Here is a 20940-nt window from a genome sequence, read left to right on the forward strand (position 1 = left end):
CCGACGAACGCGGGGGTCAAAACGAACGTAAACAGGTCGGCCTCCTATGGGCAGATCTCGCGGTGCGCGGCTTCGTAGACCGCCGCGCTGACCGCTGGCATGCCTGGCGCCACCGCCGCCACCTGATCCGGTGGCAGGGTGCAAGCCTTGTGTCCCCCGAATAGCAGTGCGAAGTCGTTAAATCCAGCGACGGCTGGACTCTGGCGGACCAGCGTCAAATAGCTTCCATCGTCCGCGCGGGCGCCGGGCGCGTTCATCACCGACAACAACGTGGTGAGCAGGCCGGCCGAGAATCGAACATAGAACCTGGTCATCTCATCTCTTGTCTGAGCATAGGGGCAGCTGCAATTGACATCACAGAAGCCGCACTTATACGGAACTGGTTGCGATTCAAGACTTTTGGCGTGGATGGCGGTATGCGACCATCAGCCTTCCAGCTTCGGGAAAATCATTGTCGTCGCTGGGAAGCGCCCGGTGACAGGCCGCGCATCTTCGCCCCTTTTCATGTGCCATCAATCTTCTGCGGGTGCACACGCCAGGGCGCCTCGTTAGATGTCAAGGCGATTCTCCTTGGCGTCCCGTCGGATCGCTGTGCTGTACGAATGTGCTGCTCCGCCTCACAGCCGAGACTGTGGCACGAAATCCTCCCGTTTGTCAGCAGAATCGCCAAACTGCCAAGATTTACTCGCATTTTGCCAGCTCACACTGCTACCGTGCCCGGCATGGGCACGCATTTCCCCGTCTCGGCCGCGGCGCTGGCCAGCCGTTTACGGATGATCATGGGCGACCAGAAGCGGTCACGTACCCGCCTGTCTAAGGAGACAGGTATCAGCCGGCCGAGCCTCTCTAATAAGCTCGACGGCAAGGTGGACTTCACCTACAGCGAACTAATAACTGTCGCTGAGGCACTCGGCGTCCCGTTGGACAAGCTGCTGGCCGAAGAGGACGAGGAAAGACCGTACCGGCTCCGGGACCTTCGGCCTCGGCCCGACAGACCGCTGTGAACGTCATCGCCACGGCCACGCTGGTAATTGCACTGGCGGCCCTGTGGAGCATCCGCCAGACGTGGCGCATCCCGTTTGAGCGGGCAGCAGCCATCGGAGTGGCGTTCATGTGCGCCGAGCTGATCCTGATGACCGGACCCCTATCCGATTGGCTGAGCCCGCGGCTGCACGCGCTGACCGACGTGTGGAACCTCGAAGACCTGATCGCCCATATCCTCTACATGTTCGGCCTGTTCTCGATCATGTACCTGGTGGCCGATCACTGTGACATGACTCCGCGCCAATTCCGGTGGTTTATTAGAAACCGGCTGGAACTGCCGTCGACCCTCATCTACGGGGTGATGATCGCGGTCTTCTTGGCGGGCGACATCGGGGATAGCGATGCCTCAGACGTCGTGGCGACGAACCACACGCCGTGGCTTCGCGCTTATTGGTTAGTGATGATCGCGGCCGTCGCGTACATCATCGTCTACACCGGCCGGATGCTGCTGATCCTGAGACAGGATGCCCGCTCGAAGCGGGCCGCTACCGCCTACCTTGTCGCACTCGGCATCAGCGCCGTGTGCTGTGTGGCTTTCATCATCGGAATAGCCTGGCTGCAATGGGTTCTCGTGCGATGCGAGGTGATCGGGTACGCCGTCGCCGCCTCGTACTCTTGGCGAACGAAGGTCGCATACCTTCGGAACAGCTAGGCGAGACGTTTGTCCGCCTCGATCATGCGTTCGCCTCGCTGCTGTTGAGCTTTGGTGAGACGGATGCCGCCGATCAGCGGATCGAGGGCACGCCGAAGGCGATGATTGCGTCGCATCGGCCTCTCAGGCCGAGCGGCGGATGGTGCGGCCGCGACCGATGTCGCCCTTGAGCAGCAGGTCGCGCTCGGACTCCGACAGACCGCCCCAAACCCCGTAGGGCTCACCGACTTCGAGGGCGTGCGAGCGGCACTCCTGGATCACCGGGCACTGCCGGCACATTTCCTTCGCGCGCTGCTCGCGTTGCATGCGGGCCCGGCCGCGCTCACCGTCGGGGTGGAAGAACACCGATGAGTCAACGCCGCGGCACAAACCCTGCAGTTGCCAATTCCAGATGTCGGCGTTGGGTCCGGGTAGCTGTTCCGGCTGTGGCATTGGTTCGTTCCCTCTCTGCACCGCTCGCTCGAGGTCAGGTTCGTGAAAGCGGTTGGATGCAACTTAAATTAAGTGGAGTGGGGTCACCGATGACTACCCGTCGTGCGTAGACGTTAGGGGGGACGGTGAATTTCCGTCAATAGCCACTTAGCCCGGCAAAGTATGTGGTCGTTGGAGCAGAATTAACTTTACGTTCACCTCGAATGAAATGGCGAAACCCATGCCGTGCTACCAGGCAGTTGTTCAAAACGAGATTTCCCAGCTCAGGGCGTGGGAAGGGGATAAGGCGAATTTATCCATGGGCTATAGTGATTAACGGTTCGGTAACATGAAGACCACAAACTGTTTACTACATCATTGTGATTGAAACTCGTCACACTTCCTTGATTGGACGGCAGTTGGCCGAGGCCGCCTTCGGGAATCGGCCCGGCAGCTGGCCGCTGCCGTCGGCGACGACGCCGACCCAGCTGTGGCTGCGCGCGGTCGCGGCCGGGGGCCAGGGCCGCTACGGCGCCGCCTTCCGCGACCTCGCGGTGCTGCGGCGCAGCGCGCCGGCCGGGCGGCTCGTGTCGTTGGCCATGAGCACCCACGGGTCGTTCCTGCGCCAACTCGGTTGGCACAGCGTGGCCCGCGGCTGGGACGGGCGCGCCCTGGCGCTGGCCGGCGGCGACCCCGAGGCGACCACCGACGCCCTCATCGGGCTGGCCGCCGACGCGTTGGGCGTCGGGCGTTTCGCGGCCGCGGCGGCGCTGCTGGAGCGCGCCGACACACTGCTGGCATCGCCGAAATCCGCGGTGCCCGACCGGCTGCCGGTGCGCCGGCGGTGGGTGGCCGCCGAACTCGCGATGGCCCGCGGCGACGGCGACGCCGCCGTCCGGCACGCCGGCGAGGGCGTCGAGCTGGCGGCGGCCATGACCGTCGCGTCGCCGCGACACCGGGTCAAAAGCGAAGTGGTGCTCGCCGCCGCGCTGTGCTGCGCGGGCAACCTCGAGCGCGCCCGCGCGGTCGCCGACGCCGCGCTGGCGTACACCGGCGAATTGGGGCTGCTACCACTTCGTTGGGCTCTCGCCTGCTTGCTGCTCGATATCGAAAGTGTCACGTTTCCAGCACATCAGCTGCTCGAAATCCGAGATGTCTGCGCAGGCCAGGTGCGGCGCGCCGGTGGGACGTGGCGTTCCGCTTGAAACGGCCCTCCGCCCGTTATTGTCATTTCGTTAGTTAGCCCGGTTGGCCCGCGATGTGTCCGCTTCGTAACGTTGGAGATATCACCGTCGATGACAATTCCAGCAGGGGAACGTCTCGACGCTGTGGTCGCCCAGGCCGTCACCGGAGACCACAACGCATTGAGGGAGGTGCTGGAGACCATCCGTCCGATCGTCGTGCGATATTGCCGAGCGCGTGTCGGCACCGTCGATCGGGGTGGCCTGTCAGCGGATGACGTGGCACAGGAGGTGTGCTTGGCGACTATCACGGCACTGCCGCGCTACCGGGATCGCGGGCGTCCCTTTCTGGCCTTCCTGTACGGCATCGCGGCCCACAAGGTCGCCGACGCCCACCGGGCTGCCGGACGCGACCTCGCCTATCCCACCGAAACGATTCCCGACCGTTGGTCGAACGACGCGGGACCCGAACAGCTTGCGATTGAAGCCGATTCGGTGAGCCGGATGAGCGAACTGCTCGAAATCCTGCCCGCCAAGCAGCGCGAGATCCTGATCCTGCGCGTCGTCGTCGGCCTGTCCGCCGAGGAGACCGCGGCGGCGGTCGGCAGTACCACCGGGGCGGTCCGAGTCGCCCAGCACCGCGCGCTGTCGCGGCTGAAATCCGAAATGATTGCGGCAGGTGACTGTGCCTGAATCCCTGGATGAATTCGCCCGCACCGACCTACTGCTCGATGCGCTCGCCCAGCGCCGGCCGGTGGACGTCGAGGATCCCGACGCCGACGTGCTGACCAACTTGCTGGAGGACTGGCGCGACAACCTGAGGTGGCCGCCGGCCAGCGCGTTGGTGACGCCCGAAGAGGCCGTCAACGCGTTGCGCACCGGATTGGCCGAGCGCCGGCGCGGCAGCCATCGTGGCCTGGCCGTCGTCGGCTCGGTCGCCGCGGCGCTGGTGCTGCTCAGTGGATTTGGCGCGATGGTGGTCGAGGCCCGTCCCGGCGGCACCCTGTACGGCCTGCACGCGATGTTCTTCGACCAGCCCCAGGTGCATGGGAGCCAGGAGATGCTGGCCGCCAAGGCCGACCTGGCCAAGGTCCAGGAATCGATCGACCGCGGTCAGTGGGACCAGGCCAGGAATCAGCTGACCGAGGTGAGCAGCCTGGTGCAGTCGATCGACGATCCGGCCAGCAAACAAGACCTGATGAATCAGCTGAAGCTGTTGAACACCAAGGTCGATGCGCGCGACCCGAACGCCACGTTGCCGGTCGCTTCGCCGCCGGCGGCGCCACCCGGGCCGGACACCGCGATTCCGGCCGCGCCGCCCGCCGCCTCGGTCGCCCCGTCGAAGGACGCGACACCGGCGCCGCTGAGCCCTCCGATCGCCTCGCCGAGTCCATCAGTGGGAAAGCATCACCATCACGGCCAGACGCCACCACCGGTGGCGCCGTTGACCCCGAATCAGTGAGTCAGTGCCGGCGGTGGAAACCGTCGGCGTCCGACGTCGCTTCGTTGAGCGATGCGTCGGCGTAGCCCCGGCAGTAATCCCACGTGACGTAGGCATCCGGCTCGGGGTCATAGGCGGGCTCGTGCGGGCGCACTGTGCCGTCGATCAAGAGCTGCAGCAGGTTGGCGCGCAGCATGTCCCAGTCGTGGTAGTGATCTTGCTGACATTCGTCGCAGCACACCACGAGTCCGCGAATACCCTTGTGCGCCAGCAGCGCTTCGTACACGGCCAGATCGGCAAGGTCGGCCTCGACGGCCATCCGCTCTTGCTGATCCAGGGGCTGGCCCGGCTCGACGGCTTCCAGCGCCGCCGACGGATCACAGGGGTCGTCGGCGAATGGGTCGGGCGGCAAACCCGGTGGGAGGTGGTCGCGCACGTCCTCTAGCCTACGCAGCCCGCCCCGGATAACGCCAGCAGGGAGCCCGGCCGCCCTGCCGCGCCGTTTGGTCCGCGCGGCGCGCCGAGCAAGCGAACGAGAGCGGGAGGCGAGCCGATAGGATGGGTTTCTCACGCCGCATCGTATGGAGGGCGCAGGAGATGACCCGTGGCACGTCCCACCTGGAAGACAGCTCTGACCTCGTCGGCAGTGCGTATGTGCGGGTGGGTGGCCTAGTCGACGACCCGATACCCACCGGGGGCGACAACCCGCACAAGATCGCCATGCTCGGGCTGACGTTCGACGATGTGCTGCTGCTGCCCGCGGCCTCCGACGTCGTCCCGGCAACCGCGGACACCTCCAGCCAGCTCACCAAGAAGATCAGGCTCAAAGTGCCGCTGGTGAGTTCGGCGATGGACACGGTCACCGAGTCGAGGATGGCCATCGCGATGGCCCGGGCCGGCGGCATGGGCGTGCTGCACCGCAACCTGCCGGTCGCCGAACAGGCCGGCCAGGTCGAGATGGTCAAGCGCTCGGAGGCCGGCATGGTCACCGACCCGGTCACCTGCCGCCCGGACAACACCCTGGCCCAGGTCGACGCGATGTGCGCGCGGTTCCGGATCTCCGGCCTGCCGGTGGTCGACGAATCGGGCGCGCTGGTCGGCATCATCACCAACCGGGATATGCGGTTCGAGGTCGACCAGACCAAGAAGGTCGCCGAGGTGATGACCAAGGCCCCGCTGATCACCGCGCAGGAGGGCGTGTCCGCCGACGCGGCGCTGGGCCTGTTGCGGCGCCACAAGATCGAGAAGCTGCCCATCGTCGACGGCCACGGCCGGCTGACCGGTCTGATCACCGTCAAGGACTTCGTCAAGACCGAACAACACCCGCTGGCCACCAAGGACAGCGACGGCAGGCTGCTGGTCGGCGCCGCCGTCGGCGTCGGCGGTGACGCCTGGGTGCGCGCCATGATGCTGGTCGACGCCGGGGTCGACGTGCTGATCGTGGACACCGCGCACGCGCACAACCGGCTGGTGCTCGACATGGTCGGCAAGCTCAAGGCCGAGGTGGGCGAGAAGGTCGAGGTGATCGGCGGCAACGTCGCCACCCGCTCGGCGGCCGCGGCCCTGGTCGCCGCCGGCGCCGACGCGGTCAAGGTGGGCGTCGGGCCCGGCTCGATCTGCACCACCCGGGTGGTGGCCGGCGTCGGCGCACCACAGATCACGGCGATTCTGGAGGCCGTCGCGGCCTGCGGCCCGGCGGGCGTGCCGGTGATCGCCGACGGCGGGCTGCAGTACTCCGGTGACATCGCCAAGGCGCTGGCCGCCGGCGCGTCGACGGCCATGCTGGGCTCGCTGCTGGCGGGCACCGCCGAAGCGCCGGGCGAGCTGATCTTCGTCAACGGCAAGCAGTTCAAGAGCTACCGCGGGATGGGATCGCTGGGGGCCATGGCCGGCCGGGGGTCGGGCGGCGGAAAGTCGTACTCCAAGGACCGCTACTTCGCCGACGACGCGCTGTCGGAAGACAAGCTGGTGCCGGAGGGCATCGAAGGCCGGGTGCCGTTCCGCGGCCCGCTGTCCTCGGTGATCCATCAGCTGACCGGCGGCCTGCGCGCGGCGATGGGCTACACCGGTTCGCCGAGCATCGAGGCGCTGCAACAGGCGCAGTTCGTCCGGATCACCGCGGCCGGCTTGCGCGAAAGCCACCCGCACGACGTCGCGATGACGGTCGAAGCCCCCAACTACTACGCACGCTGAGGCCGGAGATGGTCGAGATCGGGATGGGCCGCGTCGCCCGTCGCAGTTATGAACTGAGCGAAGTCAGCATCGTGGCGTCCCGGCGCACCCGCTCGTCGCAGGACGTGTCGACCGCCTGGCAGCTGGACGCCTACCGGTTCGAGATCCCGGTGCTGGCGCATCCGACCGATGCGCTGGTGTCACCGGAGTTCGCGATCGAGCTCGGCAAGCTCGGCGGCCTGGGCGTGCTCAACGGCGAGGGGCTGATCGGGCGGCACGCCGACGTCGAGTCCAAGATCGCGCAGCTGGTCGAGGCCGCCAGCAAGGAGCCCGAACCGTCCGCGGCGATCCGGCTGCTGCAGGAGTTCCACGCGGCCCCGCTCAACCCGGACCTGCTGGGCGCCGCGGTCGCCCGGATCCGGGAGGCGGGGGTCACCACCGCGGTGCGGGTCAGCCCGCAGAACGCCCAGGCGCTGACGCCGGTGCTGGTGCAGGCCGGCATCGACCTGCTGGTCATCCAGGGCACCATCGTCTCGGCCGAGCGGGTCGCCAGCGACGGGGAACCGCTGAACCTCAAGACGTTCATCTCCGAGCTGGACGTGCCGGTGGTCGCCGGCGGCGTCCAGGACCACCGCACCGCGCTGCACCTGATGCGCACCGGCGCCGCCGGCGTCATCGTCGGCTACGGCGCGACGAGGGGAGTGACCACCAGCGACGAGGTGCTGGGCATCAGCGTGCCGATGGCCACCGCGATCGCCGACGCGGCCGCCGCGCGGCGCGAGTACCTCGACGAGACCGGCGGCCGCTACGTGCACGTGCTGGCCGACGGTGACATCCACACCTCCGGCGAGCTGGCGAAGGCGATCGCCTGCGGCGCCGACGCGGTGGTGCTGGGCACGCCGCTCGCCGAGTCCGCCGAGGCGCTGGGCGAGGGATGGTTCTGGCCGGCCGCCGCGGCGCACCCGTCGCTGCCGCGCGGAGCGCTGCTGCAGATCGCCGTCGGCGAGCGCCCGCCGCTGCACCAAGTGCTCAACGGCCCGTCCGACGACCCCTTCGGCAGCCTCAACCTGGTCGGCGGGCTGCGTCGGTCGATGGCCAAGGCCGGCTATTGCGATCTCAAGGAATTCCAGAAGGTCGGGCTGACCGTCGGCAGCTGAGGCCGCCACCGGCCGCGGCCGAACGTCACGCCAGCGTGACTATCAGCGCCGAGCGCCACGCCAGCGTGACGCTCGCGATGGACCCGAGGCCGCTGGCTTGTTACCCGCCGGTAAGGCCATACTGGTGCGATGAAGCCGGATTACGACGTACTGATCATCGGTTCGGGTTTCGGGGGAAGCGTCAGCGCGCTGCGGCTGACCGAAAAGGGCTACCGCGTCGGCGTATTGGAGGCCGGGCGGCGGTACTCCGACGAGGATTTCGCCGAGACGTCCTGGGATCTGCGTAAGTTTTTGTGGGCGCCACGGCTGGGGTGCTACGGGATTCAGCGCATCCACCCGCTCAAGAACGTGTTGATCCTGGCCGGCGCCGGGGTGGGCGGGGGCTCGCTGAACTACGCCAACACGCTGTACGTGCCGCCCGACCCCTTCTTCAACGACCCGCAGTGGAAGAACATCACCGACTGGCGCGACGAGCTGATGCCGCACTACGACCAGGCGCGACGGATGCTGGGCGTGGTGGAGAACCCGACCTTCACCGACGCCGACCGGGTGGTCAAACAGGTCGCCGAAGAGATGGGCTGCGGCGACACGTTCGTGCCGACGCCGGTTGGGGTGTTCTTCGGTCCCGACGGCACCAAGACCCCGGGCAAGACGGTGCCGGACCCGTACTTCGGTGGCGCGGGGCCGGAGCGCACCGGATGCCTGGAGTGTGGTTGCTGCATGACCGGCTGCCGGTACGGAGCCAAGAACACCCTGCTGAAGAACTACCTCGCCCTCGCGGAATCTGCTGGCGCACAGGTGATTCCGATGACCACGGTGAAGCGCTTCGAGCAGCGTCCCGACGGCCTGTGGCAGGTCCGCACGGTGCGCACCGGAAGCTGGCTGCGTCGCGACCGGCGCACCTTCACCGCCAAGCACCTGGTCCTGGCCGCCGGAACCTGGGGCACTCAGCATCTGCTGTTCAACATGCGCGATCAGGGTCTGCTGCCCCGGCTGTCGAATCGGCTGGGCATACTCACCCGCACCAATTCCGAGTCCATCGTCGGCGCCGGGAAGCTCGAGGTCGACCCGAACCTCGACCTGACGCACGGGGTGGCGATCACGTCGTCAATCCACCCGACGCCCGACACCCACATCGAACCGGTCCGCTACGGCAAGGGCTCCAACGCGATGGGGCTGTTGCAGACGCTGATGACCGACGGTCCTGGGCCCGAGGGGCCCAATGAGACGTTCGTGCCGCGCTGGAAGCAGCTGCTGGACCAGGCTCGCGACGATCCGCGTCGCCTGATGCGGTTGCTCAACGTCCATCAGTGGAGTGAACGCACGTTGATCGCCCTGGTCATGCAGCATCTGGACAACTCGATCACCACCTACACCAAGCGCGGCAAGCTGGGCATTCGCTGGTACACCAGCAAGCAGGGCCACGGCGAACCGAACCCCAGCTGGATCCCGGTCGGGAACCAGGTCACCCGGCGCATCGCCGACAAGATCGACGCCGTCGCCGGTGGCACCTGGGGAGAGCTGTTCAACATCCCGCTGACCGCGCACTTCCTCGGCGGCGCGGTGATCGGCGACAACGCCGACCACGGGGTGATCGACCCGTACCACCGTGTCTACGGCTACCCGACGCTGTTCGTGGTGGACGGCGCGGCCATCTCGGCCAACCTGGGCGTCAACCCCTCGTTGTCAATCACCGCCCAGGCCGAGCGGGCCGCGTCGTTGTGGCCGAACAACGGCGAGGACGACCAGCGCCCGAGGCAGGGCGAGCCGTATCGCCGGATGGAGCCGATCGCGCCCAAGGCACCGGTGGTCCCGGCCGAGGCGCCCGGCGCGCTGCGCTGGCTGCCGATCAACCCGGTCAGCTCCGCCAGCTAGCGGGCTAGCACGCGATCGCCTGCAACGGGGCGCCGCTGACCACCCGGCTGCGCTCGCCCCGCACGCTGACCGGCACATCGCCCATCAAGGTGATGCGATGCATCAGCCGGGGTTGGTCGTCGTAGTCGTCGATCGCCCGGTGCTGGGTCGCGCGGTTGTCCCACATCGCGACGTCACCGTTCGTCCAGTTCCAGCGAATGGTGTTCTCCGGCAGGGTGATTCGTCGCTGCAGCAGTTCCAGCAGGGCGCCGGACTCGTGACTGTCCAGGCCGACGAAGCCGCGCACGAAATCACCGGCCAGCAGGGTGCGCTCGCCGGTCTCCGGGTGCACCCGCACCACGGGGTGCTCGGTGCGAAAGTCCGGCTTTTCGAACGCCTGGCGAAACGACCGCTGGGTGTCGCTCATCGCCCCCGCCGCTTCGCCTGCCACGTAGTCGTAGCGGTTGGTGTGCAGGGCCCAGAGATTTTCCGCCAGGCATTTGAGCGGCTCGGGCAGGTGCTCATAGGCCGCCACGGTCGACGCCCATAGTGTCGAGCCGCCATAGGTCGGCAGCTTGACCGCGCGCAGGATCGACGCCGCGGGATAGTTGGCGGCGAACGTGACGTCGGTGTGCCAGCGGTTCGCCTTGCCGTATTCGGAGTCGATCGGCGTGATCACCGGGAGGTGCCCGGCGGCCAGGGCGCCGGCGGCCGGGTGGCCGATGGGCGTGCCCAGCAGCTCGGCGAACGCGAGCTGCTGCTGGTCGTCGAGGTGGTGCTGGTGACGGAAGAAGATCACCTTGTGGGTTAACAGCGCCCCGCGGATCTTCTCGACCGTGTCCTCGTCGAGGTCGCCGCCGAGGCGAACCCCGTCCACCCGGGCGCCGATCCGGCTGCCCAGCTTGGTGACGGTTATCTGACCTGTCATTGTCGTTTTCCTTGGCTCAAAACTGGTGTAGTCAACCGACTACATTTGGTAGTGTAGTCATATGACTACAACTTCCGCAACGGCCCGCGGGAAAATGCCCACCGGGCGCGCGGAAGTGGCCGCGGCGATCCTGGAGGCCGCCACCGACCTGTTCGCCGAGCGCGGCCCGGCCGCGACGTCCATCCGCGACATCGCCGCGCGATCCCACGTCAACCATGGACTGGTGTTCCGCCACTTCGGCACCAAGGAGCAACTGGTGGGCGCGGTGCTCGATCACCTGGGCGCCAACCTGAGCGCCCTGCTGCGCACCGACGCGCCGGCGGACGTGCTGCAGAGTTCCCTGGACCGGCAGATGCGGGTGATGGCCCGCACCGTCCTCGACGGCTATCCGGCCGGCCAACTGCAGAAGCGCTTTCCCAACATCGCGACGCTGCTGGACGGGGTGCGGCCGCACTACGACGACGAGGTCAAGGCCCGCCTCGCGGTCGCCAACGCCCTTGCCCTGCAATTCGGTTGGCGGCTGTTTGCGCCAATCCTGCGCTCTGCCACCGGGATCGAAGACCTGACGGACGACGAGATACGCGACGCGGCCGGCGCCGAGGTGCAGCGGATTCTCGGGCCCGCCGACCCTCAGTGATCTCCGAGCAGGGTGGCCCGCGACAGCGCCCGCCGGTGCATGGGCTCGCGGCCGGGCGGCTGCTGCGGCGGCGCCAGCAGCGGCTTGCGGGGACGCACCGCGACCGTGGTCGCGGATTCGGTGCTCAGCTCGAGCTCCTCGCCGGAGTGCCGAATGGTCAGTTCGCCGCCGGGGCCGTCGCGCAGCGTGTAGGTGACGTCGGCGTGGTTGACGTCGACGGTGACCCGGAAGTCGCGCCACCGCAGCCGGAACCGTAGCCGCGAAATGCCATCGGGCAGTTGGGGATCCAGTGACAGGATGCCCTCGTCATCGCGCAGGCCGCCGAACCCGGACACCAGCGCGGTCCAGGCGCCGGCGAGCGAGGCCATGTGCAGGCCGTCGCGGGTGTTGTGGTGCAGGTCGCGCAGATCGATCAGGGCGGCCTCATACGCGTAGTCGTGCGCCAGCTCCAGATGACCGACCTCGGCGCACATCACCGCCTGGGTGCAGGCCGACAGCGACGAGTCGCGCACCATGCGCGGCTCGTAGTAGTCGACGTTGCGGGCCTTCTGCTCGGGCGTGAATGCGTGGCTTTGCCAATGCATCGCCAGCACCAGGTCGGCCTGCTTGATCACCTGGGCGGGGTACAGCCGCACGTAGGCCTCGTGCAACAGCAGCGGGTAGGTGGTGTTGCGTTCGAAGTCCCATTCGGCGTAGGTGGTGAACCCCTCGCACTGTTGATGGACCTCCAGGCCGGAGTCGTACGGGATGTTGGCCGCGTCGGCGGCATCGCGCCAGGCCGCCGCCTCCTCGGTGGTGACCCCGAGCGCCTTGGCCACCTCGGGGTGGCGGTTGCACGCGTCGGCGGCGACGTGCAGATTGTGCGCGGCCATCAGGTTGGTGAAGACGTTGTCGCGCACGATCGCCGTGTACTCGTCGGGGCCGGTGACGCCGTCGAGGTGCCAGACGCCGTGCCGGTCGTGATGCCCGAGGGACATCCAGAGCCGGGCGGTCTCGACCAGCACCCGCAGGCCGCAATCGGCTTCCAGGTCGTTGTCGCCGGTGACGATCCGGTAGCGCTCGAAGGCCATCGCGATGTCGGCGTTGATGTGCCAGGCCGCGGTGCCGGCCGGCCAGTACGCCGAGCACTCCTGCCCGCGGATGGTCCGCCACGGGAAGGCGGCGCCCTCCAGGCCCAGCTCGGCCGCCCGCTCCTTGGCCAGGTCCAGGGTGGAGGCGCGCCAGCGCAGCGCGTCGGCCACCGTGTGCGGCGCGGTGTAGGTGAGCACCGGCAGCACGTAACCCTCGGTGTCCCAGAAGGCGTGGCCGTCGTACCCGGTTCCGGTGAGCCCCTTGGCGGCGATCGCGCGGCGTTCGGCGCGGGCGCTGGCCTGCAGCAGGTGAAAGAGGCCGAATCGCACGGCCTGCTGGGATTCGGAGTCGCCCTCGACCTCGACGTCGGCGCAGTCCCAGAAGTTGTCCAGGTACGTGCGTTGCGAATCCAGCAGCCCCTGCCAGCCGCTGTAGCGGGCGCTGTGCAGGGCGGCGGCGACCTGATCGCGCAGCGCCGGGCGCGAGCGCATGCTCGACCAGCCGTACGCCAGATACTTGACGATGCGCAGCCGCTGCCCCGCACGCAGCCCGCAGATCACGGTGGTGCGAGCCAGATCAGCGCGCGAGTCGGTGCCGACCTCGACGCGCCCTTCGACGTCGACCTCGTGATCCATGCCGGCGGCCATCATCAGCGCGCTGCTGCGCGTGCGATGCATGAGAACCGCTCCGGTGTCGGTGTTTTCGTGGTCCACCTCTTCGAGTGGGTTCTCCAGGATGGCCGACACCCGGGGATCGCCGGAGGTCTGCGGCTGGTCCTCGTTGGTGACCAGCTCGGACTGCACCGTCACCCGAGCGAACTCGCCGACCGCCTCGACGCAGTACTCGATGGCGGCGACGCCGCGCTGCGCCAGCGACACCAGCCGGGTGGAGGTCACCCTGACCTCCTTGCCCGCGGGCGAGCGCCAGTGCGCGGTGCGGGTCAGCGTCCCGGCGCGCAGGTCCAGATCCCGCTCGTGGGAGATCAATTCGCCGTAGCGGACGTCGAACGGCTCGTCCTCGACCAGCAGCCGGATGATCTTGCCGTTGGTGACGTCGACGAGCGTCTGGCCCGCTTCGGGGTAGCCGTAACCGGCCTCGGCATAGGGCAGCGGGCGGATCTCGTAGAAGGAGTTCAGGTAGGTGCCCGGCAGGCCGTACGGCTCGCCCTCGTCGAGGTTGCCGCGCAGCCCGATGTGCCCGTTGGACAGGGTGAACAGGGATTCGGACTGGGCCAGCAGGTTGAGGTCGAGCTGGGTCTCGCGCACGTGCCAGGGATCAACGGGAAACGCTTCGTCGGTGATCATGAGTGCAGCAGCTCGGCGAGGTCGGTGACCACCACGTCGGCGCCGTTGCGGCGTAAGTCCTCGGCTTGGCCCACCCGGTCGACACCTACCACGAATCCGAAGTTACCGGCCCGGCCGGCGGCCACCCCCGACAAGGCGTCCTCGAACACGGCCGCGCCGTCGGCGGGGACGTCGAGCAGCTCGGCCCCGCGCAGGTAGGAGTCGGGGGCGGGCTTGCCGGCGATGTGTTCGTCACGCAGGGTGATGCCGTCCACCCGTTTCTGCACGAACCGGTCCAGGCCGGTGATCTCGAGGACGTCGCGGGTGTTGGCGCTCGACGACACCACGGCGATGCCCAGTCCCGCGGCCGACACCGCCTCGAGGTAGCGGCGCGATCCGTCGAAGACCTTGACGCCGTCCTCCTTCAGGACCTTCTGGAACATGTCGTTCTTGCGGTTGCCCAGGCCGTAGATCGTCTCGGCGTCTCCCGCGTCGTCGGGGCTGCCGTCGGGCAGGTGGATGTCGCGGCTCTCCAAGAACGAGCGGACGCCGTCCTCGCGCTTCTTGCCGTCGACGTATTTGCGGTAGTCGGCGGCCTCGTCGAAGGGAACGAACGCATCGCCGGTGCGTTTGGCCCGGTCCGACAGGTAGGCGTCGAACATGGCCTTCCAGGCTTTGGTGTGCACACTGGCGGTGTCGGTGAGCACGCCGTCGAGGTCGAACAGGCAGGCACGCACTTTCTCTGGCAGACCCAGCGCTGAGCTCACCGGCGGTCCTCTCTGGTGTCGGGGGCTGGTTAACCGATACCCACTCCACCACGCCGCCATGTCTGTCGCCAAGCGTTCACCCGTCGATTGCCGCGGCGACGCCCTGGATCGCGCGCAGCCTCCCCTCGGCCAACGCGCGGGTGAGGTTTTCGGCCTTGCGGCCGAAGTCGGTGACGAACGCGTGCAGGCCCAGTGGTTGGGGCGGCTGCGCCAGCAGCGCCTGCATGAGCGAGCACGCGGTCTCGGTGAGGTCGTTCCACTGCCGCACCGCGAACCCCGCCGCGCCGACCAGGGTGCGCAGCTCGTCGGGGGTCACCAGGTGGCTGCGGGCGGGCGCGTCGGCCCAGGGCAACGGGAAGTCGAGCGCGCGGCCGTCACCAATGGTCAAGTCCCACAGTGCAAGCCGGCCGCCGGGCGCGAGCACGCGGCGGGCCTCGGCGTACAGACGCGCCTTGTCGGCCACGTTCATCTGCACGTGCTGACTGACGACGACGTCCACCGAGCCATGGGGAAGCGGCAATGCGGTGACGTCGCCCTGCCGAACGGTGATCGAATCATCCAGCCCGACAAGTCGATTGAGCCAGCGGTGCGTGTCGCAGTACTCGGCGGTGAGATCGACGGCGGTGACCGCGCAGCCATAGTGGTCGGCGAGGTAGCGGGCGGTGCCGCCGATCCCGCTGCCCGCGTCGAGAACCCGGCTTTCGCCGGTGATTCCGGCCAGCTCCAGCAACCCGGCGGTGGCGAAGCGGCCCATGGTGTGGAAGTCCTCCAGTGGCCCCAGATCGGCGGGCTGCAACCGGCCCAGGTCCTTGCCGGCAGCGACCAGTGCACCCTCGATGTGGGGCCGCGACAGGCCGGTCGCGTACTGGGTTTCGATGATCTTGTTCATGCGGTCACCTGCACCCAGGCGGTGATGAGCGGTGCCATGACGACGAGGGCGTCGGCCGCCGCCACCTGGTCGCGCACCAGCGGGACGAAGTTGTCGATGTCGGCGAGCTCGTCGATCGCGAAGCCGTGTTGTTCGGCGACCGGCGACACCAGCCGCCAGACCTGGGCGGCGTAGGCCAGGATGTCCGTATCCGCGGCGGTGCCCATGGGCGCGTAGTGGATCAGCTTTGGCGTGCCCAGGCCGGCGTCGGCGAAGACGGTGTGCAGCGTGGTGCCGAACGCGGCGCTGAGCCCCATGGTCTCGAAGGCGCGCACGATGCCGGCCACCGTCCGCCCGAACAGCGGGATGTCCGGGATCGTGCGCGTCGCGGTGATGTCGTTCTCGGAGAACGCGACCACCCCGCCCGGGCGCACGAAGGAGACGAGGTGCCGCAGCGTGGCGGCCGGGTCAGGCAAATGCATCAGGATCAGCCGGCCGACTACCGCGTCCACCGGTTCGTCCAGTGCGATCGTGTCAACCGCGGCCTGCATGAAATGCACCGTAGACAAGCCTTTTTCGGCGGCACGAGCGCGAGCGAGCTCGACCATCGCGGGTGCGGCGTCGACGCCGAGGACGGTGCCGGCGGGGCCGACCAACCGGGCGGCGACAAACGACACGTCACCGGGTCCGGATCCGATATCGAGCACCCGCATGCCCGGCCGCAGCCCGGCGAGCCGCAGCGCGTGCTCGGTGTAGTCGTCGTAAAGCCGTCCCTGCAGGAGGAGCCGCTGCACCTCCGCGTCGGCGTGGCCGAGAACGTATGTGCTGCCTGGTGATGTGGTGCTCATCGCAGTGCCCTTTCCTCTTGACGCGCCGGTTCCCTGGCCGGCAGGAGCCAGCCGACGACGATTGCGGCGCCCAGCGCGATGCCGGCGCACACCAGCGAGCTGACCTGCAGCCCGTCCAGGAACGCGCGATCGACCGCGGTGCGCACATGCCCGGCCTGCTGCGCCGGTAGATGCTGAATCACCGTGTGCGCCACCGCCATCGAATGACGCATGGCGTCGGCGGGCAATCCCGTCAGCGCGGATGCACCGAGGTGGCCCGAGTACACCGAGGCGAAGATGCTGCCGGCGATGGCCACGCCGAGCGTGCCGCCGAGCTCGCGCGTGGTGTCGTTCACCGCCGAGCCGACCCCGGCCTTGTCGATGGGCAGCGATCCCATGATCGCCTCGGTGGCCGGCGAAAACGTCAGGCCGAGGCCCCCGCCGAGCAGCAGCATCTGCATGGCGATCTGGGTGTAGGGCGTGGCGGCGTCGGCGGTGGACGCCCAGGCCAGGCCGGCGGCGAACACGGCCAGGCCGGTGGCGACGACCGCGGTGGTGCCGATCCGTTCCACCAGCCGGGGGCCCCCGATGCTGGCCAGTGCGATCGACGCCGCGACCGGCAGCAAGCGCACGCCGCTCTCGAAGGCGGTGTAGTCCTTGATGAATTGGAAGTACTGGGTGATGACGAAGATGAAGCCGAACAGCGTCAGGAATCCCGCCGTCACCGCAAGGCTGCCGCCGGAGAAGCGGCGGTTGGTAAAGACCGAGACGTCGAGCATCGGGTGGGTGCTGAGCCGTTCCCAGCGCGCAAACGCGGCGAGAACGATTGCGGCGATCAAGAATCCGGCCATGGTCCGGCCGTCGGTCCATCCCCAGGTGGGCGCCTCGATGACGGTGTAGACGAGCGTGGTGATCCCGGTCGCGGACAGGATCAGACCGGGGACGTCGACGCGGGGCGCCGCGGGGTCGCGCGAGCTGGGAACGAACAGCGTGGCGCCGATGATGGCCAGCGCCGCGACCGGAATGTTCACCATGAAGATCGAGCCCCACCAGAAGTGTTCGAGGAGCCATCCACCGCTGATCGGTCCCACGGCCACCCCGACGCCGACCATGGCCGCCCACAGCCCTATCGCCTTGGCGCGCGGCGCCGGGTCGGTGAAGATGTTGGTGATCAGCCCCAGGGTGGTCGGGAAGATCACCGCCGCGCCCACCCCCATGGCCGCGCGCGCCGCGATCAACGCGTCCGCCGAATTCATCTGTGCCGCAACCGCAGAAGTGACGGCGAACAGCGCGAGCCCGGAATTCAGCCACCCTCGCCTGCCGTAGCGGTCGGACAGGCTGCCCGCCGAGAGCAGCAGGCCGGACATCACCAGGGTGTAGGCATCGACGATCCATTGCAGTTGCGCGGTGTCGGCGCCGAGTTCACGCGACAGCGTGGGTAGCGCGACGTTGACGATGGTGGCGTCGACGCTGATCACGAAGACGCCGAGGCAGATGACGGCGAGCGCGGCAACGGGGTGATCCCGGAAAGTTGGGTCGGTACGCATGGACAAGACAGTAAATTCAGTAGACAAATAAATCAAGTAATAACTTGAAAAAGATGTCTTATGCCAGGTAGACTGGGATGGTGGCGTCCCGCAGGAACTACAACCAGAACTGTCCGATCGCCCGCGGCCTTGATGTCCTGGGGGAGCGGTGGACCCTGCTGATCCTGCGGGAGCTGGTCGGCGGCGTGCGTCGCTACGGTGACCTGCGGGCCGAACTGCCCGGTATCGCAACCAATCTGCTCGCCGAGAGGCTCAAGGAGCTGCAGGACGCCGGGCTCGTGGAGCGGGCCGACCTGCCGGCGCCGATCGGCCGCACCGTCTACACGCTCAGTGACCTGGGTTGGCAGCGGGTGCTGCCCATCCTGCAGGGCCTCGCGTGGTTCGGGGTGGATCACTTGGACCCGATCGACGATGGGCCGGTGTCCCCGCTCAACGGGTTTCTGGCCGGAATCCTGCTGGGCTTCCAGCCGGGGAGGGCCGCGGGAGTGGAGACGACATGTCGTGTCGAGATCGACGGTCGCCGTTTCGAATTCGCCGTCACGCACGGCCGGCTCGGCGCGGGGCGCGGCGAACCCGCGGTGACGATCACGGCCGCGGCAGCCGATCTGGTCACCGCCCGGCTGGGGGCCGACGAGGGTGAGCGCGACGCCGCCCTGCGGCGAATCGAGTTTCACGGCGACGCGTCGGCGGTCGGCGCGCTGCGCACCGCGTTTGGGCTGTAGCCCTGCGGGGCGGAGACGACGCGGTCAGCCACTAGACTCGCCTGCGTGGCCGACCCCACCGAAACCCTTGAAACCGATGCGTCCGGATCGCCGGCCCGGCCGGTGCTCGTCGTGGACTTCGGCGCGCAGTATGCGCAGCTGATCGCGCGTCGCGTCCGCGAGGCGCGGGTGTTCTCCGAGGTTGTCCCGCACACCACCACGGTCGAGGAGATCAAGGCCCGCGACCCGCTGGCGCTGGTGCTGTCCGGCGGGCCGTCCAGTGTGTACGCCGACGGTGCGCCCCAGATCGATCCGGCACTGTTCGATCTCGGGGTGCCGGTGTTCGGCATCTGTTACGGCTTTCAGGCCATGGCGCAGGCGCTGGGTGGGACCGTCGCGCACACCGGCACCAGCGAATACGGTCGCACCGAGCTGAAAGTCCTTGGTGGCGAACTGCATTCGGGACTACCGAGTTCGCAGCCGGTATGGATGAGCCACGGCGACGCGGTCACGGCCGCACCGGACGGGTTCGAGGTGGTGGCCAGCAGTTCCGGCGCCGCGGTGGCCGGCTTCGAGAACCGGCAGCGCCGCCTGGCCGGTGTGCAGTACCACCCGGAGGTCATGCACACCCCGCACGGGCAGCAGGTGCTCAGCCGATTCCTGCACGACTTCGCCGGGCTGGGCGCGGACTGGACCGCGGCCAACATCGCCGGCGTGCTGATCGAGCAGGTGCGCGCGCAGATCGGTGACGGCCGGGCGATCTGCGGACTGTCCGGCGGCGTGGATTCCGCGGTGGCCGCCGCGCTGGTGCAGCGGGCCATCGGTGACCGGCTGACCTGTGTCTTCGTCGACCACGGGCTGCTGCGCGCCGGGGAGCGCGCACAGGTGCAACGCGACTTCGTGGCCGCCACCGGCGCCCACCTGGTCACCGTCGACGCGGCCGACACCTTCCTGGACGCGCTGGCGGGCGTGAGCAATCCCGAGGGCAAGCGCAAGATCATCGGCCGCCAGTTCATCCGGGCCTTCGAGGGCGCGGTGCGAGACATTGTGGGAGACGGGGATTCTCACGTCGATTTTCTGGTGCAGGGCACGCTGTATCCGGACGTGGTGGAGTCCGGCGGCGGCAGCGGCACCGCGAACATCAAGAGCCACCACAACGTCGGCGGCCTGCCCGACGACCTGAAGTTCAAACTCGTCGAGCCGCTGCGGCTGCTGTTCAAGGACGAGGTCCGCGCGGTCGGGCGTGAGCTGGGCCTGCCGGAGGAAATCGTTGCGCGCCAACCCTTTCCGGGCCCCGGCCTGGGGATCCGGATCGTCGGCGAGGTCACCGCGCCGCGGTTGGAGACCCTGCGTCGTGCGGACTCGATCGCGCGCGAGGAGTTGACCGCGGCGGGCCTGGACACCCTGATCTGGCAGTGCCCGGTGGTGCTGCTGGGCGACGTGCGTTCGGTCGGCGTGCAGGGCGACAACCGCACCTACGGGCACCCGATCGTGCTGCGGCCGGTGACCAGTGAGGACGCCATGACCGCCGACTGGACCCGGGTTCCCTACGAGGTGCTGGAGCGCATCTCGACCCGCATCACCAACGAGGTGGCCGAGGTCAACCGCGTGGTACTGGACATCACCAGCAAACCGCCCGGCACCATCGAATGGGAGTAGCCGGCCCGGTCTAGTCGTGGCGAAAATGCGGCCACATGGCACCCATCGGCCACACCAGTACCGATCGCATAACGCTGTCCCTTCCGTCGCTTGACGGTTGTCGGAGGGTGGGTGTTTACTTCGAATTGTATCGAACATACATTCGAACATATCGGGTAAGCGCTGGTAGGAGGCCTGTATGACCGCGGCTGTCGCCTCCGACCAGGATCGCTTCGAACTGCTCGAATCCCTGCGCCGCAAGATGGCGGCGGTGCCCGGTAAGACGTCCGGAAGGGCCGCGCCCGTCGGGGATCTGTTGCCGGACTCGGAGGCTCAGCTGGCCCTCCCGCCGTGGCTGGCCGACCTGCTGCCCGCGCCGGTGCCGCGGGGAACGGTCGCGGTGCTCTCGGGTGCCCGGTCGCTGCTGCTGAGCATGGTGACCGCCGTCACGGCGGCCGGTGGCAACGCCGCAATCGTCGGCCAGCCGGACATCGGGCTGCTGGCCGCCGCGGAGATGGGGGCGGACCTGAGCCGGCTCGCGGTGATACCGGATCCCGGCACCGATCCGGTGGAGGTGGCCGCCGTGCTCGTCGACGGCATGGATCTGGTGGTCCTGGGGCTGGGCGGGCGCCGGGGGGCGCCCCCCCCGGGGGGGGGGGGGGGGGGCCCCCCCCCCCCCCCCCGCGGGACCCCGGGGGGCACCCGCGGCGGTAGGGCAGGGGCGCCCCCGCCCCCCCCCGCCCCGGGGGGGGGGGTGTAAA

General features: G+C 68.4%; 20 protein-coding genes and 1 pseudogene. 12 read left to right on the plus strand and 9 right to left on the minus strand.

The window, feature by feature from the left end:
- Positions 1 to 44 precede the first annotated feature (44 nt).
- Positions 45 to 314 carry a hypothetical protein gene (locus tag ACYQ8K_RS14710; RefSeq protein WP_459970068.1) on the minus strand — a complete coding sequence of 90 codons (270 nt, stop codon included), beginning with the start codon at positions 312 to 314 and terminating at the stop codon, positions 45 to 47.
- A 408-nt stretch (positions 315 to 722) separates the two neighbouring features.
- On the opposite strand from ACYQ8K_RS14710, the gene ACYQ8K_RS14715 reads away from it, so the two are divergent.
- Both ACYQ8K_RS14715 and ACYQ8K_RS14720 read left to right on the plus strand, forming a co-directional pair.
- Positions 723 to 1004 (plus strand): helix-turn-helix domain-containing protein, encoded by a 282-nt coding sequence (locus ACYQ8K_RS14715; protein ID WP_459970069.1) that lies wholly within the window; start codon positions 723 to 725, stop codon positions 1002 to 1004.
- Positions 1001 to 1696, plus strand: a complete 696-nt coding sequence (locus tag ACYQ8K_RS14720) for a hypothetical protein (RefSeq protein WP_459970071.1) — start codon at positions 1001 to 1003, stop codon at positions 1694 to 1696. The genes ACYQ8K_RS14715 and ACYQ8K_RS14720 overlap by 4 nt, the downstream gene beginning before the upstream one ends.
- A gap of 123 nt (positions 1697 to 1819) precedes the next feature.
- Here the strand turns inward: ACYQ8K_RS14720 and ACYQ8K_RS14725 are convergent, their stop codons facing one another.
- A complete protein-coding gene (locus ACYQ8K_RS14725; RefSeq protein WP_459970073.1) occupies positions 1820 to 2128 on the minus strand; it encodes a WhiB family transcriptional regulator in 309 nt (102 codons plus the stop codon).
- 359 nt (positions 2129 to 2487) lie between these two features.
- Here ACYQ8K_RS14725 and ACYQ8K_RS14730 point away from each other — a divergent pair, with 359 nt between their 5' ends.
- The 3 genes from ACYQ8K_RS14730 to ACYQ8K_RS14740 all read left to right on the plus strand — a co-directional run bounded on the left by ACYQ8K_RS14730 (position 2488) and on the right by ACYQ8K_RS14740 (position 4750).
- Positions 2488 to 3312: a hypothetical protein gene (locus ACYQ8K_RS14730; RefSeq protein WP_459970075.1), complete on the plus strand. Its 825-nt coding sequence runs from the start codon at positions 2488 to 2490 to the stop codon at positions 3310 to 3312.
- Positions 3313 to 3402: 90 nt separating this feature from the next.
- The gene (locus tag ACYQ8K_RS14735; protein WP_040630965.1) at positions 3403 to 3981 is read left to right on the plus strand and encodes a sigma-70 family RNA polymerase sigma factor; all 579 of its coding nucleotides are present in this window, start codon (positions 3403 to 3405) and stop codon (positions 3979 to 3981) included.
- Positions 3968 to 4750 (plus strand): anti-sigma-D factor RsdA, encoded by a 783-nt coding sequence (locus tag ACYQ8K_RS14740; RefSeq protein ID WP_459970077.1) that lies wholly within the window; start codon positions 3968 to 3970, stop codon positions 4748 to 4750. The genes ACYQ8K_RS14735 and ACYQ8K_RS14740 overlap by 14 nt, the downstream gene beginning before the upstream one ends.
- Before the next feature lies 1 nt (position 4751).
- On the opposite strand, the gene ACYQ8K_RS14745 is transcribed toward ACYQ8K_RS14740, so the two are convergent.
- Positions 4752 to 5165 carry a DUF5319 domain-containing protein gene (locus ACYQ8K_RS14745; RefSeq protein WP_007773416.1) on the minus strand — a complete coding sequence of 138 codons (414 nt, stop codon included), beginning with the start codon at positions 5163 to 5165 and terminating at the stop codon, positions 4752 to 4754.
- 161 nt (positions 5166 to 5326) lie between these two features.
- On the opposite strand from ACYQ8K_RS14745, the gene guaB reads away from it, so the two are divergent.
- The 3 genes from guaB to ACYQ8K_RS14760 all read left to right on the plus strand — a co-directional run bounded on the left by guaB (position 5327) and on the right by ACYQ8K_RS14760 (position 9933).
- Positions 5327 to 6922 (plus strand): IMP dehydrogenase, encoded by a 1596-nt coding sequence (gene guaB, locus ACYQ8K_RS14750; RefSeq protein ID WP_459970080.1) that lies wholly within the window; start codon positions 5327 to 5329, stop codon positions 6920 to 6922.
- 8 nt (positions 6923 to 6930) lie between these two features.
- Complete coding sequence (locus ACYQ8K_RS14755) at positions 6931 to 8058, plus strand: GuaB3 family IMP dehydrogenase-related protein (RefSeq protein ID WP_065028374.1); 1128 nt, start codon at positions 6931 to 6933, stop codon at positions 8056 to 8058.
- Between the two features lie 129 nt (positions 8059 to 8187).
- Positions 8188 to 9933 carry a GMC family oxidoreductase N-terminal domain-containing protein gene (locus ACYQ8K_RS14760; protein ID WP_459970082.1) on the plus strand — a complete coding sequence of 582 codons (1746 nt, stop codon included), beginning with the start codon at positions 8188 to 8190 and terminating at the stop codon, positions 9931 to 9933.
- A gap of 4 nt (positions 9934 to 9937) precedes the next feature.
- Here ACYQ8K_RS14760 and ACYQ8K_RS14765 read toward each other — a convergent pair whose 3' ends face one another.
- Positions 9938 to 10840 carry a TauD/TfdA dioxygenase family protein gene (locus ACYQ8K_RS14765; RefSeq protein WP_459970084.1) on the minus strand — a complete coding sequence of 301 codons (903 nt, stop codon included), beginning with the start codon at positions 10838 to 10840 and terminating at the stop codon, positions 9938 to 9940.
- 61 nt (positions 10841 to 10901) lie between these two features.
- On the opposite strand from ACYQ8K_RS14765, the gene ACYQ8K_RS14770 reads away from it, so the two are divergent.
- Positions 10902 to 11477 carry a TetR/AcrR family transcriptional regulator gene (locus ACYQ8K_RS14770; protein ID WP_459970086.1) on the plus strand — a complete coding sequence of 192 codons (576 nt, stop codon included), beginning with the start codon at positions 10902 to 10904 and terminating at the stop codon, positions 11475 to 11477.
- Here ACYQ8K_RS14770 and ACYQ8K_RS14775 read toward each other — a convergent pair.
- The 5 genes from ACYQ8K_RS14775 to ACYQ8K_RS14795 are packed head-to-tail and all read right to left on the minus strand — an operon-like array spanning position 11471 to position 17840.
- A complete protein-coding gene (locus ACYQ8K_RS14775; RefSeq protein WP_459970088.1) occupies positions 11471 to 13852 on the minus strand; it encodes a glycoside hydrolase family 65 protein in 2382 nt (793 codons plus the stop codon). The genes ACYQ8K_RS14770 and ACYQ8K_RS14775 overlap by 7 nt on opposite strands.
- The gene (locus ACYQ8K_RS14780) at positions 13849 to 14658 is read right to left on the minus strand and encodes a beta-phosphoglucomutase family hydrolase (RefSeq protein WP_459970119.1); all 810 of its coding nucleotides are present in this window, start codon (positions 14656 to 14658) and stop codon (positions 13849 to 13851) included. The genes ACYQ8K_RS14775 and ACYQ8K_RS14780 overlap by 4 nt, the downstream gene beginning before the upstream one ends.
- A 16-nt stretch (positions 14659 to 14674) precedes the next feature.
- On the minus strand, positions 14675 to 15487 hold the full coding sequence (locus tag ACYQ8K_RS14785; RefSeq protein WP_459970090.1) for a class I SAM-dependent methyltransferase: 813 nt from the start codon (positions 15485 to 15487) through the stop codon (positions 14675 to 14677).
- A complete protein-coding gene (locus ACYQ8K_RS14790) occupies positions 15484 to 16314 on the minus strand; it encodes a class I SAM-dependent methyltransferase (RefSeq protein ID WP_459970092.1) in 831 nt (276 codons plus the stop codon). The genes ACYQ8K_RS14785 and ACYQ8K_RS14790 overlap by 4 nt, the downstream gene beginning before the upstream one ends.
- Positions 16311 to 17840, minus strand: a complete 1530-nt coding sequence (locus ACYQ8K_RS14795; RefSeq protein ID WP_459970094.1) for an MFS transporter — start codon at positions 17838 to 17840, stop codon at positions 16311 to 16313. The genes ACYQ8K_RS14790 and ACYQ8K_RS14795 overlap by 4 nt, the downstream gene beginning before the upstream one ends.
- A 77-nt stretch (positions 17841 to 17917) precedes the next feature.
- Between ACYQ8K_RS14795 and ACYQ8K_RS14800 the strand changes: the two genes are divergently transcribed.
- From ACYQ8K_RS14800 to ACYQ8K_RS14810, 3 genes and pseudogenes are all read left to right on the plus strand, one after another.
- Complete coding sequence (locus ACYQ8K_RS14800; RefSeq protein ID WP_459970096.1) at positions 17918 to 18562, plus strand: winged helix-turn-helix transcriptional regulator; 645 nt, start codon at positions 17918 to 17920, stop codon at positions 18560 to 18562.
- 45 nt (positions 18563 to 18607) lie between these two features.
- On the plus strand, positions 18608 to 20200 hold the full coding sequence (guaA, locus tag ACYQ8K_RS14805; RefSeq protein WP_459970098.1) for a glutamine-hydrolyzing GMP synthase: 1593 nt from the start codon (positions 18608 to 18610) through the stop codon (positions 20198 to 20200).
- Positions 20201 to 20378: 178 nt separating this feature from the next.
- Positions 20379 to 20813, plus strand: a pseudogene (locus ACYQ8K_RS14810) (hypothetical protein); the annotation flags it as partial.
- Positions 20814 to 20940: the final 127 nt, after the last annotated feature.

The sequence above is a fragment of the Mycobacterium sp. MUNTM1 genome (assembly GCF_054660795.1).